The sequence below is a fragment of the Collimonas fungivorans genome, from assembly GCF_028292705.1.
In the GTDB taxonomy this organism is placed as follows: Bacteria; Pseudomonadota; Gammaproteobacteria; order Burkholderiales; family Burkholderiaceae_D; genus Collimonas; species Collimonas fungivorans_B.
The window spans coordinates 1-13,963 of sequence record NZ_JAQGLV010000005.1 but is presented as its reverse complement, the minus strand read 5'-3'; the positions used below and the strand labels follow the sequence as shown (position 1 = coordinate 13,963).

11 protein-coding genes and 1 pseudogene are annotated in these 13,963 nt (G+C 58.6%); 7 read left to right on the top strand and 5 right to left on the bottom strand.

Annotated features, from left to right (window positions below; translation table 11 throughout):
- On the bottom strand, positions 1 to 1,082 hold a 1,082-nt coding region (locus tag JWQ61_RS00155), incomplete at its 3' end, for a cation:proton antiporter (protein ID WP_304358719.1).
- A 275-nt stretch (positions 1,083 to 1,357) separates the two neighbouring features.
- A complete protein-coding gene (ybiB, locus tag JWQ61_RS00150) occupies positions 1,358 to 2,374 on the bottom strand; it encodes a DNA-binding protein YbiB (RefSeq protein ID WP_304358718.1) in 1,017 nt (338 codons plus the stop codon).
- Positions 2,375 to 2,543: 169 nt separating this feature from the next.
- Here ybiB and JWQ61_RS00145 point away from each other — a divergent pair, with 169 nt between their 5' ends.
- From JWQ61_RS00145 to JWQ61_RS00130, 4 genes are all read left to right on the top strand, one after another.
- The gene (locus JWQ61_RS00145; protein ID WP_120236895.1) at positions 2,544 to 3,110 is read left to right on the top strand and encodes a sigma-70 family RNA polymerase sigma factor; all 567 of its coding nucleotides are present in this window, start codon (positions 2,544 to 2,546) and stop codon (positions 3,108 to 3,110) included.
- Positions 3,111 to 3,237: 127 nt separating this feature from the next.
- Entirely contained in the window at positions 3,238 to 3,429 is a 192-nt protein-coding gene (locus tag JWQ61_RS00140) for a zf-HC2 domain-containing protein (protein ID WP_120236894.1), read from the top strand.
- A gap of 69 nt (positions 3,430 to 3,498) precedes the next feature.
- Positions 3,499 to 4,524 (top strand): tRNA (adenosine(37)-N6)-threonylcarbamoyltransferase complex transferase subunit TsaD, encoded by a 1,026-nt coding sequence (gene tsaD, locus JWQ61_RS00135; protein WP_304358717.1) that lies wholly within the window; start codon positions 3,499 to 3,501, stop codon positions 4,522 to 4,524.
- 283 nt (positions 4,525 to 4,807) lie between these two features.
- Entirely contained in the window at positions 4,808 to 6,292 is a 1,485-nt protein-coding gene (locus tag JWQ61_RS00130) for a DEAD/DEAH box helicase (protein ID WP_304358716.1), read from the top strand.
- Here the strand turns inward: JWQ61_RS00130 and gluQRS are convergent, their stop codons facing one another.
- Together gluQRS and JWQ61_RS00120 are read right to left on the bottom strand one after the other, a co-directional pair.
- Complete coding sequence (gene gluQRS, locus JWQ61_RS00125) at positions 6,293 to 7,186, bottom strand: tRNA glutamyl-Q(34) synthetase GluQRS (protein WP_304358715.1); 894 nt, start codon at positions 7,184 to 7,186, stop codon at positions 6,293 to 6,295.
- Entirely contained in the window at positions 7,179 to 8,132 is a 954-nt protein-coding gene (locus tag JWQ61_RS00120; protein WP_304358714.1) for a LysR family transcriptional regulator, read from the bottom strand. The genes gluQRS and JWQ61_RS00120 overlap by 8 nt, the downstream gene beginning before the upstream one ends.
- 384 nt (positions 8,133 to 8,516) lie before the next feature.
- Between JWQ61_RS00120 and JWQ61_RS00115 the strand changes: the two genes are divergently transcribed.
- Positions 8,517 to 9,092 carry a flavodoxin family protein gene (locus tag JWQ61_RS00115; RefSeq protein WP_304358713.1) on the top strand — a complete coding sequence of 192 codons (576 nt, stop codon included), beginning with the start codon at positions 8,517 to 8,519 and terminating at the stop codon, positions 9,090 to 9,092.
- Positions 9,093 to 9,188: 96 nt separating this feature from the next.
- Here JWQ61_RS00115 and JWQ61_RS00110 read toward each other — a convergent pair whose 3' ends face one another.
- A complete protein-coding gene (locus JWQ61_RS00110; RefSeq protein WP_304358712.1) occupies positions 9,189 to 10,067 on the bottom strand; it encodes a sulfurtransferase in 879 nt (292 codons plus the stop codon).
- Between the two features lie 105 nt (positions 10,068 to 10,172).
- Here JWQ61_RS00110 and dnaE point away from each other — a divergent pair, with 105 nt between their 5' ends.
- Complete coding sequence (gene dnaE, locus JWQ61_RS00105) at positions 10,173 to 13,640, top strand: DNA polymerase III subunit alpha (RefSeq protein ID WP_304358711.1); 3,468 nt, start codon at positions 10,173 to 10,175, stop codon at positions 13,638 to 13,640.
- A 120-nt stretch (positions 13,641 to 13,760) separates the two neighbouring features.
- Positions 13,761 to 13,963 (top strand): annotated as a pseudogene (locus JWQ61_RS00100) (lipid ABC transporter permease/ATP-binding protein); the annotation flags it as partial.

The following is a 13,963-nucleotide window of genomic DNA, read 5'->3' as shown; positions in this document are numbered from 1 at the left end:
TAGGCGGTGGTTTGCATCAATCCCAGTCCGGCCTCGGTCATGGGCAAGGTTCCCAGGGTGATCAGCGCCGCCTGTTTCCATTTCATCTTGGCAAAGTGCGCAAACGAAAAGACGCCGCAGGCCATGGCCAGAAAGCGCGCCGCGATGAGTACTGCGACCGAGGCGCCCACCATCGACAGGTCGGACAAGCGGATCGAAGCGCCAATCGTGACAAACAGCATCACGATGAACAGCTCGTTGGCGACACCGAACTCCAGTTCCATCAGATCATACTGGTGGTCAAGATTCTTCGACATGATGGCGAAGATCAGCATGGTGAGCAGTATCGGCAGCTGCAGCGCATGCGCTGCGCCGATCGCCAGGGTGATGACGGCGATCACCAGCACGAACTGGCGGCTCGGCTGGCGGCCGAGCAGTCGCGCCAGCGGGATCATCAGGCGATAGGTGAGATACGCCAGCACCAGCGAACCGCACAGCGAATACAGGGTATGCGCCACCAGCGTGCTGAAAGGCGTGGCGCTTTCATGGGCGACCACGGGCAGCAGAGCATACGCCGCCAGCAGGGCGACAAAATTGTTCAGCGCCGTCATGGCAGCCAGGCGGCGCGTCACCTGGCCTTCCGCCTGCAGTTCGCGCACCACCACCATGACCACCGCCGGCGCAGTGGCGATGGCCAGCACGCCGCCCAGCAACGCCGGCACGCGCGCAGTGCCAAAACAGATCAAGGCGCCGCTGACGAAGGTGAAACACAATACGGCGCTGAGGACAACCGTCGCCAGCAGCCATTTTTCGCGGCGCAGCCAGCCAATGTCGACGTAGCGGCCCAGCTGATATACCACCAGCGCCATCGCCATGTCGGCAAAGATATTCGCCAGCTTGAGCACGTCGCCTGACAACAGGTCGAGTCCGCCCACGCCAAGCAGGAAACCGACTATCAGATAACCGGTGATGCGTGGAAACCAGGGGTTTTTCGTTACTATATGGCCGCCCACTAGCCCGAACAGCAGCAAGCTGCCGAACAGTAACAGCGCATTCCATTGGATGGGCTGTGCTAGCGCAAAGGGCGGAAGAGTCCAATCCATGGATCCTCCAGAAAGTTAGTCTTGCAGCAAAAAACAAGCTGGACAAGATGCCGTACAGGCAGATGAATGGGTAATGCTGAAATACGTGACTTGCTGCGCACTCTCCTTGATTATATTTGTGTTGCGCTATCGGATCTGCTTAAGGTCTTGCCTAAGGATAGGCTGAAATTCTCTATGGCAATGTTTTGGCGACTGCCACATAGTACATGCATCCGGCTTTTATCCTGAATCAGTCTGGTTTGTTCACTGCCGCAAAAATTAGTTCCATTAGGAAATTACTGTTGCTTATCGACAGAGGCAGAATTGTATTGCAGACGCAGGGCGCGGCAAACCGTCAGGCATTGTTCGACTTGTTCGGCAATCGGCTTCGGAACCAGCTCCTTTTGCGCCAGCGCCTGCCGTATCCAGCTGGCGGTGGTGGCGGCGTCGCGTTGCTCGGGCAAGGCGGGTATGTCGTCAGCGATGCTTTGTTTCTCCACCAGCGTGGTTTGCCTGCCGCCATGCAGCCAGTCGATTTTTTGCGCTTTCCTGGCGTTGGCCACCGTTTCGCCTTCCGTGCCGCGCATCAAAAACACGTCGCCGCGTTCAGCCGCAGCGGTAGTCGTGAAATAGGCCGTCAGCATGGTCAGGTACTCGGGATGCGTGTATGAGCTCAGGCGCAAGGCCGGCGTCACAAACGGCTGCATGATCTTGACCAGGGTGTGGGTGGAGTTGCGTACCCCGAGAATCCGCCGCATGGCGAGCAGCCTCGCCATTTTCGGGGCAAGGGCATTGATCGGCATGAAGGCCGGCAAGCGCTGCGTGAAACATTGCTGCGCCTGTTCGATGCTGCCGCAGGCCGGCTGGCCCAGCGCCTGGAAAATTTCGGCGCTGGTGACGCGGCCCGGGTCGGTCGACACCCCGTGCAGCAATACCGGCACGCCCTCGCGCGCCAGCAGCATGGCCAGCAACGGCGTCAGGTTGGCCATGTGGCGCGCACCGTTATAGCTGGGGATGACAACCGGGGCGTATGCCCAGGCACTGCTGCCGGCGTTGTCGGGCAGCGGTATTTGCGTAAAGGACGCTTCCGCCGCCTGCAGGAAACCGTCGATTTCTTCCACCGATTCCCCTTTGATACGCATCGCCAGCAGGATTCCTCCCATTTCCAGGTCAGAAACGCGGCCGTCCAGCATGGCGGCATATAAATCATGGGCATCGTTGCGTGACAGGCTGCGCGCGCCGTCCTTCCCGCGTCCGATCTCCTTGATGAAGCGGGCAGCTGGGAATGGTTCGGGCGGCGGAAGATTATTCATGTGTAGCTATCGATCTGAGTTTGCAAGCAAGGAATGGAGCGGGCATATCCGCAGCGATTTTACTTTACCAGCCTTAGTCCATGGCCATCAGGTAAAATCGTCGCCAATCGGCCAGCTTGTCCACCGGATAGGCTGGCGCCTGTCCTTGTTTTTCCTTATCTGGGTTTATATGGCATTTGATCCTGGCCAGCTTGAAACGCTACGGCCGCAGCTGATACGGTTCGCTGCGCTGCAGTTGCGCAATGACGCCCTGGCCGAAGATGCTGTCTCGGAAACCATCCTTGCGGTGCTTGAGCATCCCGACCGTTTCCAGGAACAGTCTTCGTTCAAGACCTATGTCATCGGTATCCTCAAGCACAAATTGCTGGACCAGCTGCGGCGCGGCAAACGCGAAGTGCAGCTGAATATCGACGAAGACGCAGACCGCAGCGACGCCGACATGATCGACGCCTTGTTCACATCGTCAGGACATGCGGTGGAGGCCGCGCCCAGCTGGGGCAATCCGGACCAGGCGCTGGAGCGCAAGGAGTTTTTCGATATCCTGCAATTATGCATCGACAAGCTGCCCGCCAAAACCGGGCGCATTTTCATGATGCGGGAATGGCTGGAGCTGGATACGGATGCAATTTGCAAGGAACTGGAAATTACCGCCGCCAATGCCTGGGTGCTGCTGTACCGGGCGCGCGCCCGGTTGCGCGAATGTTTGCAGCTAAACTGGTTCGGCACCCAAGCTTGAATTAGCGACTTGAATTCGCGGCCTTCATGCACAATGTAAGATAATTCCAGTTTTATTGTAAGTATTGCATCCACGGTGCGACTAACCATGAATACCGAAATATCCGCCCAGCCAGTTACTTTATTTTATGTCATATAAACGCCTGATCCCACATTGTCGCGATACCCAGCAGCTCCTGTCCCAGGCGCAGGACAGCAATCTGTCGCCGCTGACCCGGGCGCGGGTGCGCGTGCACCTGTGGACCTGCACGGCTTGCACCAGGTTTTCGCAGCAGCTGGCTTTCATGCGGCAGGCGATGCAGCAGCTGGGCAAGGATTAATCGCTGGCTGCAAAGGAGCCGGCCGCGCTTTCCTTTACAATGCGCCATTCCTTATCTATTGCCCTACCCATGATTGTTCTCGGCGTTGAATCTTCCTGTGACGAAACCGGCCTCGCGCTCTACGATACCGAGCGCGGCTTGCTGGCGCACGCCCTCTATTCGCAAGTGGCGATGCATGAACAATACGGCGGCGTGGTGCCGGAGCTGGCTTCGCGCGACCATATCCGGCGCGCCATTCCTTTATTGCAACAGGTATTGGCTGAAAGCGGCATCGCGCGGCACGATATCGATGCCATCGCCTATACCCAGGGACCGGGACTGGCGGGAGCGCTGCTGGTAGGCGCATCGGTTGCCTGCGGTCTCGGCCTGGCGCTGGATAAGCCGATGCTGGGTGTACATCACCTGGAAGGGCATTTGTTGTCGCCGCTGCTGGCCAGCGATCCCCCCAGCTTTCCGTTTGTCGCCTTGCTGGTGTCCGGCGGCCATACCCAGCTGATGCGGGTCGATGGCGTCGGGCAATACAGTTTGCTGGGTGAAACACTGGACGACGCCGCCGGCGAAGCATTCGACAAATCGGCCAAGCTGCTTGGACTAGGTTATCCCGGCGGGCCGGCGATTTCGCGCCTGGCCGAATTCGGCGACCCCTCGGTGTACCAGTTGCCGCGGCCCATGCTGCATTCGAAAAACCTGGATTTCAGCTTCTCCGGCCTGAAAACGGCGGTGTTGACCCTTGTCAAAAAGCATACGACCAATATCTGTGAACAGGACAAGGCCAATATCGCCCGCGCCTTCGTCGATGCGCTGGTTGAGGTGCTGCTGGCAAAATGCCTGGCCGCGCTGAAACAGACCGGCCTCAAGCGCCTGGTGATCGCAGGCGGAGTAGGCGCCAACCAGCAGTTGCGCAGCGCCCTCAATGCGGCGGCGGAGAAGCGGCGCTTCCGGGTGTATTACCCGGAACTGGAGTTTTGCACGGATAATGGCGCGATGATTGCCTTTGCCGGCGCGATGCGTCTGCAAATCAATCCGCAGGCGGCGCAGCGTAGCTATGCGTTCAATGTACGGCCGCGCTGGCCGCTGAATGAATTAGGTATCTGAGCAAATTCCCGGCTAGGCGTATAATGCGCGACTGTGGTACAAAACATGTCGGCAATGATGTCAAAGTGGTAACCCGGCTTGCGGTGCCTGTTATGGCACTTCCACAATCATTTGGTTCGCATGGTGGCGCTGTGGCTTGCCTTGGCAAGCACTGGTCGTCAGCAATGGGCCGACACGAAATTCACGATTCAATTGAGAGCAAATAGTGCCTTTGTTTGAGTGCATCCTGCACCAGAGGCCGCCAACTACCATGTCCGAGATACAGTCCGAGATACAGTCTGAGATGCAAGCTGATCCAGCAGTGCCAACCACACCCACCGTCCGTTTCGCAGATTTCGGGCTGTCCCCGGATATCCTGCGCGCATTGAGCGACCAGGGTTATGTCCATCCCACACCGATCCAGGCGGAAGCGATCCCGGTGGTGCTGCAGGGACGCGACGTGATGGGCGCGGCGCAAACGGGAACCGGCAAGACTGCCGGTTTTTCCTTGCCTATCATCCAGCTGCTGCTGGCGCATGCCAATACCAGCGCCTCGCCGGCGCGGCACCCGGTGCGCGCCCTGATCCTGACGCCGACGCGTGAGCTGGCCGACCAGGTCGCGGAAAACGTCAAAGCCTATTGCCGCCATACTCCCCTGCGTTCGACCGTGGTGTTCGGCGGCGTCGATATCGCGCCGCAAACCGCAGCCTTGCGTTCCGGCATCGAGATCGTGATTGCGACGCCGGGCCGCCTGCTGGACCACGTGCAGCAAAAGACCCTGAACCTGTCGCAGACCCAGATCCTGGTGATGGACGAAGCCGACCGCATGCTGGACATGGGTTTCCTGCCAGACCTGCAGCGCATCATCAACCTGCTGCCGAAAGAGCGGCAGAACCTGATGTTCTCCGCCACGTTCTCGGGCGAGATCAAGAAGCTAGCGGCGACTTTCCTCAAGAACCCGGTGACCATCGAAGTGGCGCGCAGCAACGCCACCGCCGACAACGTGACGCAGACCATGTATCACGTCAACGAACAAACCAAGGCTGAGGCGGTGTCGTACATCATCCGCGAACGCAACCTGAAGCAGGTCATCGTTTTCTCCAATACCAAGATCGGCGCATCGAAACTGGCCCGTCACCTGGAAAACGAAGGCGTCAATGCCTCGGCGATCCATGGCGACAAGACGCAGAATGAACGCATGGCGGCGCTGGAAGCATTCAAGCGCGGCGAAATCGAAGTGCTGGTGGCGACTGACGTCGCCGCGCGCGGCCTGGATATCGCCGAGCTGCCGTGCGTGATCAATTTTGATTTGCCGTACAACGCAGAAGATTATGTACACCGGATCGGCCGTACCGGACGCGCCGGCGCGTCCGGCGATGCGATTTCCCTGTATGCCGACAAGGACGAACGCTTGCTGGTCGACATCGAAAAGATGATCAAGTACAAGTTTGTACGCGCCGAGCTGACCGGGTTTGTCGCCAAGCCCGCAAGCGCCGAACGTGAACGTTCCTCTCCACGCGGCGCCGACGCGCGCAACGGCCGTGGCGAACGTAGCGAACGTGGTGAAGGCCGTGCCCCTGCCTCCGACCGCAGCACGCAGCACACACGCAGCGCCTACACGTCGACCCCGACTTCGCGCAAGGAAAAGGTCGACCCGTGGTTCCTCAAGCCTTACGAGCCGACGCTCGCAGCCGAGGTGGATACATCCAGCGTAGCACCGGCAGGTGGCTCGATCAAGCCGTCGAAGGTGAAGCTGGCCGCCTTGCTGGGCGGACTGCCAAAGAACTGATCAGCCGCGCCGGCTGGTTTCGAGATTCGCCCAGGCAGTGGTAGCCAGCGGCCAGAATGCCGCTACGCTGTCGACCTGTCCGATATCCAGGCCCAGGAACCAGGCCGCCTTGCTGAGCGCGTGCAGCGGTTGTTTGATGTCGATAGCTTGCGCGCCGTTCTGTTTGGATAGTTTTTCGCCGTCGGCGTTGGTGATGACCGGAACATGCAGGTATTGCGGCGTCGCCAGTTTCAACTGGCGCTGCAGATAAATCTGGCGAGCGGTCGAGTCCAGCAGGTCTGCGCCCCGCACCACGTGCGTAACGCCCTGGTCGGCATCGTCGACAACCACTGCCAACTGGTAAGCCCAGAAGCCATCCGCACGTTTCAACACAAAATCCCCGACTTCTATCGCCAGGTGCTGCTGTACGCGGCCCAGCCAGCGGTCGTCAAAAATAATCAGTTCGTCGACATGCCCGGGATCCGGCACGCGCAGGCGGTAAGCGCGGGCCGGCTTGCCGACCGGCAGGCCGGTGCGGCAGGTACCGGGATACACCGCGGCGCCGTCGGCAGCCACGCAGATGCGGGAATCGACGATTTCGCGGCGGGTGCAGCCGCAAGGATAGGCCAGCCGCCCAAGGCGATCGAAGGCCGCTTCATAGAGCGCGGTACGGCGGCTTTGAAACACCACTTCGCCATCCCAGTGCATGCCGAGCAGGTCCAGGTCCGCCAGGATGGATTCTGCCGCACCCGATGCAGTGCGCGCTTCGTCCACGTCTTCCATGCGCAGCAGCCAGCGTCCACGGTTGGCCTTGGCGTCGAGGTAACTGGCCATCGCCGCCACCAGTGATCCGGCATGCAGAGGTCCGGTGGGTGAGGGGGCGAAGCGGCCGATGTAGCTTGCTTGATTAGACATTGCTGATCGATTCATGATGATGCGGCGCCGGCGAGCCAAGCAGGGTGTGCTGGACCACGGGTTCGCTGAGTTGCGTGATGAACCATTTAAGCGATTTTCCCACGACTGGCGTGCGCCAGGCGATTTGTGTCTTGTCGATGGGTTTTGCCTCGATGGTTTGCTTTTCGATCAATGCGCCGGAGGCAAAATAAGGGGCGGCCAGCCAGCGCGGCAAATGGCCGCAGCCGAGGCCGCTGAGCTGAGCCTGCAGCTTGGCAGCGATGGAGGGTACGGTCAGGATGTCTTGTCCGCTCAGCAAGCCTGAAGTAATGCCGGGCAAGCTGCGGCCGGTGTCGCCGACGGCCACCGCCCGGTATTGCTGCATCAGGCTGGCGGTGAGCGGTTCCGGCGCATTCGCCAGCGGGTGGCCGGGAGCGACTGCGAAAACCCATTCAATCATGCCCAGCTGGCGGGTCTGGAAGCCGCCGCTCATGCGGATGCTGTCGGGGCCGCTGTGCGGCGCGCCGATCGCCAGGTCGGCGCGATCCGACAACAAGGCTTCCCACACGCCGGACAATGTCTCATGCGAAATGCGCAGCCGGGTGCCGGCATTTTCACGATCGAAAGCCTCGATCAGCGGCAGCAGGCTGTCGAACGGGATGATGCTGTCGAGGACGATGCGTAGTTCCACTTCCCAGCCGGTCGCCGCGCGCTTTACGCGCCGTTCCAGCTCTTGCGCCGCCAGCAGCAGGTGGCGGCCCTCGGTCAGCAGCTCCTGGCCGGCGCTGGTGAGCTTGGCGCGATGGCCGCGGCGGTCGAACAGCAGCACGTCCAAGTCCTCTTCCAGCTTGCGCACGCTATAGGTGAGCGCCGACGGCACCCGATCCAGTTCGACAGCGGCCGCGGCAAAGCTGCCTTTGCGAGCGATTGCATCGAGAACTTGCAAAGCTTCCAGGGTCAGGTTCATTGCTGCTTGGCGAGTAGGTGTGTTGTTAAAATTTCATTCAGATAATTTGAATGATATATCGGAATTTAGCATCTGTCTTCTGCCATTTCCCAAGGCTATAGTGCCAAGTAATCCAGTGGATTCATATAGCGCATTTCTATAGTGAAATAAATTTTCGAATATATCAGGATCGCATTCCGCCTCAATGCAGACTAGCCACGGTGGCTTGACTCCGGATTCTGTTTTTCGTTCGTCGCTGTTCGTCGCTTATTGTGATCCACGACAAGACAGCTGGCCTAACTATTGCTGTCTTATTATTATCTTATTAATGCTGTTTATGCTGTCTGACATAGTGTTGTTTGTTATTTATTTTCAATCGGATTCTTACGCCAAAAGGGTATTGCCATGACTAAAGTTGCTATTGTTTATCATTCCGGCTACGGCCATACCAAAAACCAGGCAGAAGCCGTGCATGCCGGGGTACTGCGGGCTGAGGGCGCCACGCCTGAACTGATCGCCATCGATGCCGAAGGCAATCTCAGCGACGCTGCCTGGGCTTCGCTGGAAGCGGCCGACGCCATCATCTTCGGCACGCCGACATACATGGGCACCGTTTCCTGGCAGTTCAAGAAGTTTGCCGATACCTCGTCGAAGCAATGGTTTGGCCAGAAATGGAAGGACAAGGTGGCTGCCGGCTTTACCAATTCAGCGACGATGAATGGCGACAAAGGCACCACCATGAGCTATCTGATTACATTTGCGATGCAGCACAGCATGGTCTGGGTCGGCACGGGTTTGATGCCGGCCAATAGCAAGGCTGCGCAGCGTAACGATGTGAACTTCGTCGGCGGTTTCTCCGGCGCCCTGGCGCAGAGCCCGTCGGACTCTTCGCCGGAAGAAGCTCCTGCGGCAGGCGATCTTGAAACCGCCAAGCAGTTTGGCAAGCGTGTGGCAGAGACTGCGCAGAAATTCAAGAAGTAATTTTCCGGCAGGAGGGCGAACCCGGTTCGCCCCAGAAAGTAAAAAAGCCCGCTTGCAGTCGCAAGCGGGCTTTTTTTGCTGGTCCAGGCCGTTGCGTTAGTACGCGCCGGTGGCTTCTGTAGGTGCCGCTATGGCTTCCGGCTGGCAATGCGGGCAGGACTTGCCGGCCACGTATTGCGGCGACAACTGCTGGCGCGGCGTCACTACGGCGCGGCAAGCGTAGCATTGCACGGTGGCGGTTTCCTGCAGTTGCGGATTGAGCGCAGTGCGATAGTCGAACACGAAACAGTCGCCGTCGTAATGGGCGCCGCCGCATTCTTCAAAATACTTGAGAATCCCGCCTTCCAGCTGGTAGACGCTGTCGTAGCCGATATCCTGCATGTGGATTGCGGCTTTCTCGCAGCGGATGCCGCCGGTACAGAAAGTGACAACGGTCTTGTCGGCCAGTTCGTCCTTGTGCGCAGCGATCACTGCCGGGAATTCGCTGAATTTTTCGATGCGGTAATCAATCGTGTTTTCAAAGGTGCCGACGTCGACTTCAAATGCATTGCGCGTATCCAGCATGACCACCGGCCGGCCGTTGTCGTCGTAGCCCTGGTCCAGCCAGCGCTTCAGCGTCTGTGCTTGCACCGCCGGGGCGCGGCCCAGTTCCGGCTTGATCAGGGGGTGTTTCATCGTGATGATTTCCGCCTTCAGCTTGACCAGCATGCGGGTGAAAGGCTGTTTTTCGGAGTAACTTTCCTTCACTTCCAGGTCAGCGAAGCGCTCATCGGCGCGCAGCCAGGCCAGGAACTGGTCGATTTGCTCGCGCAGGCCGGCCAGGAACAGGTTGATTCCCTCCGGAGTAAGCAGAATCGTGCCTTTTAATTGCAATTGTTTGCAAATTGCAAGAAATTTCGGCCGCTTTTGTTCCGTGTCTATGAAAGTGATGAATTTATAGGCCGCGATATTGACGTAAGGATGGCTGGACTGCATGGTTTGTTTCTCGGTAAGTCGTTGATTTATCAGTATTATAAACGCCGGCCGCCGGATTGCCCAATTTTGCCCTTGGCAGCAGGGCCTCGGGGTAAAATACCGGCCATGACGACACCGCAATTTATTCATCTCCGCCTCCATTCCGAGTATTCCATTGTCGACGGCCTGGTACGCATCGACGATGTCGTGAAAGCCGCTGCCGGCGACAAGCAGGCAGCACTGGGCATCTCCGACCTCGCCAATCTGTTCGGCATGGTCAAATTCTATAAGGCTGCGCGCGGCAAAGGCATCAAGCCGATCATCGGCTGCGATGTCTGGATCACCAATGACGACGATCGCGACAAGCCGTCACGCTTGCTGCTGCTGGTCAAGAATCGCGGCGGTTATTTGCAGTTGTGTGAACTGTTGTCCCGCGCCTGGCTGGAAAACCTGCACCGCGGCCGTGCGGAAATCCGCGCCGAATGGCTGGCCGAACTGACACGGCAGAATGGCGGCAACGGCCTGATTGCCTTGTCAGGCGCCCATTTCGGCGACATTGGCATTGCCATCGACAATGGCAACACAGGATTGGCGGAACGCTGCATCGAGCGGTGGACGGCGATTTTCCCGGACAATTTTTATGTCGAGATCCAGCGCGCCGAACAGCCCAATATGGAAGCGCACGTGCGGCAGGCAGTGGCGTTGGCGGCTAAATTTGACGTGCCGGTAGTGGCTACCCATCCGATCCAGTTCCTGGATAAAGAAGAATTCATTGCGCACGAAGCGCGTACTTGTATCGCCGAAGGCGAAATGCTGGCCAATGCGCGCCGCGTGCGCCGTTTCAACGACCAGCAGTCGTTCAAGACCCAGGCCGAAATGGCCGAGCTGTTCGCCGACATGCCGGCCGCGCTGCAAAACTCCATTGAAATTGCCAAGCGCTGCAACCTGACGCTGCAATTGGGCAAGCCGCAATTGCCGGATTTCCCGACGCCGGATGGTATGACCATCGGCGATTTCCTGATACAGCAATCGCAGGAAGGCCTGGAGCTGCGCCTGTTGCATCTGTTCCCGGACGAGGCTAAGCGTGAACAGCAGCGCCAACGCTACCAGGACCGGCTGAAATTTGAAACCGACACCATCATCAAGATGGGTTTCCCCGGCTACTTCCTGATCGTTGCCGAGTTTATCCGCTGGGCCAAGCAGAATGGCGTGCCGGTCGGACCGGGCCGGGGTTCAGGAGCAGGTTCGCTGGTCGCGTATTCGCTGCAGATCACCGACCTTGATCCGCTCAAATACAATCTGCTGTTCGAACGTTTCCTCAATCCTGAGCGGGTATCGATGCCCGACTTCGATATTGACTTTTGCCAGGAAGGGCGCGACCGCGTCATCCAGCACGTCAAGGATTTGTACGGCAAGGATGCGGTATCGCAGATTGCCACCTTCGGCACCATGGCGGCCAAGGGCGCGATCCGCGACGTTGGCCGCGTGCTCGATTTTGGCTACAATTTCTGCGATGGCATTTCCAAGCTGATTCCGTTCAAGCCGGGCAAGCACGTAACGATCGCCGACGCCATCCAGGAAGAGCCGATGTTGGCCGAGCGGCTGGAGAACGAGGAAGAGGTCAAGCAGCTGCTCAACCTGGCGCAGCAAGTCGAAGGCATCGCGCGCAACATCGGCATGCATGCCGGCGGCGTGCTGATTGCGCCCGGCAAGCTGACCGATTTCTGTCCGCTGTATACCCAGGGCGGGGATGCCGGCGTGGTCTCGCAGTACGATAAAGACGACGTGGAAGCCGTCGGTCTGGTCAAGTTCGACTTTTTGGGTTTGACCACGCTGACGATTCTTGACCGCGCAGTGCGCTACATCAAGCAGCTCGATCCGGCGATGGCCGAGTTCAGCCTGGAAAAGCTGCCGCTCAACGACCGGGCGTCGTACGAATTGCTGACCGCCGCTAAAACAGTGGCTGTGTTCCATCTGGAAAGCCGCGGCATGCAAGGCATGCTGAAAGATGCGCGGCCCGACCGCTTCGAAGACATTATCGCGCTGGTGGCGTTGTACCGGCCGGGTCCGATGGACCTGATCCCGGATTTCTGCAAACGCAAGCACGGCGAACGTTTCGACTATCCCGACCCGCGCACTGAAGGCATCTTGTCGGAAACCTACGGCATCATGGTGTACCAGGAGCAGGTGATGCAGATGGCGCAGGTGGTCGGCGGTTACTCGCTCGGCGGCGCGGATTTGCTGCGGCGGGCGATGGGTAAGAAAAAAGCGGAAGAGATGGCGGAGCATCGCCAGATTTTCCGCGACGGCGCCGCCAAGGACGGTTTGACAGAAGCCAAGGCCGACGAGATTTTCGACTTGATGGAAAAATTTGCGGGCTACGGCTTCAACAAGTCGCACGCTGCCGCTTATGCATTACTTTCTTATCACACCGCTTACCTGAAAGCACATCACCCCGCCGCGTTCATGGCCGCCAACTTGTCGCTGGCGATGGACGACACGGAAAAGATCAAGATCCTGGTGGAAGATTCACTGGTGGTGTGCAAGCTGACCTTGCTGCCGCCGGACATCAATCTGTCGGATTACCGTTTCACGCCGGAAGGCGAGCCGGGCAAGAAGGCGACGTTCATCCGTTACGGTCTCGGTGCGGTAAAAGGTTCGGGACAGAACGCAATTGAAGCCATCATCGCCGCCCGCCAGGAAAAGCCGTTCGTCGACCTGTTCGATTTCTGCCTGCGGGTAGACAAGCGCCAGATCAACCGCCGCACCATCGAGTCGCTGATACGCGCCGGCGCGTTCGATTGTTTCAAGGTCGACCGCGGGATCCTGCTGGCTTCGGTGCCACGCGCGATGGAAGCCGCGGACCAGAAGCTGGCGTCGGCAAACCAGGTAAGCCTGTTTGGCGGCGACGACAGCGATCTTGAAGCGCCGATCGAATACGTGCAGGCGGCGCCCTGGACTGACAAGCAAAAATTGACGGAAGAGAAAAGCGCGCTTGGCTTCTATCTGTCAGGCCATCTGTTCCATGCCTACGCCGCCGAAGCACGCCGCTTCGCCCGTACTCCATTGGGCAGCCTGGAACCGTCGCGCGAGCCGCGCATCCTGGCGGGCATCATCTCGGGCTTGCGGGCGCAGATGACGCAGCGTGGGAAAATGATGATCGTGACGCTGGATGATGGCAGCGCGACTGTCGATGTCACTGTCTATAACGAACAGTTTGAGCCGAACAAGGCGTTTTTCAAGGAAGACGAATTCCTGGTGGTGCATGGCAAGGTTTCGGAAGACCGTTTCAACGGCGGTTTGCGGGTGTCGGCGGAGAGGGTGATGGATATTGCCACTGCACGGATTCAGTACGGCCGCCAGATCGTGCTGTCCCTGTCCTCGCCGGCACAGAAAATCGATGCGACGCAGCTGAGGGAAATGCTGTCCTCGCATCGCTCCGGCAATGGTTTGCCAATGACGCTGCGCTACACCGGTGACGGCGTAGCTTGCGAAATACTGCTGGGCGATGAGTGGAGAGTGTCTCCCAGTGATGGCTTGCAGCTGGCCCTTGTAGAAAAAGTCGGGAAAGAAGCGGTCGCAGTGGAGTACTAAGGCCCGCTTGCCGCGCTTTGCCGATTGGCTCCGCATCCTCATATTACTTAACTCTACTTTCGGAGAAAAAATTCTCCCATGATAGTAAAGTGCAAAAAAGAACTTAAAGCAGACTGACTTATGAGCGCATTCTCCTATACAACCATTTTCAAGCGCCTTGCGCTATTGCATCGGCCATACAAAAAGAGATTGACCCTGGGTCTGCTTGGAATGGTTGTGACTGCGGCAACGGAGCCGCTGGTAGCTTACATCTTCAAAATCCTGCTGGATAACGGTTTTGTGCAAAAACCTACTTTCCCGTTGTGGCTGGTGCCGATAGCCGT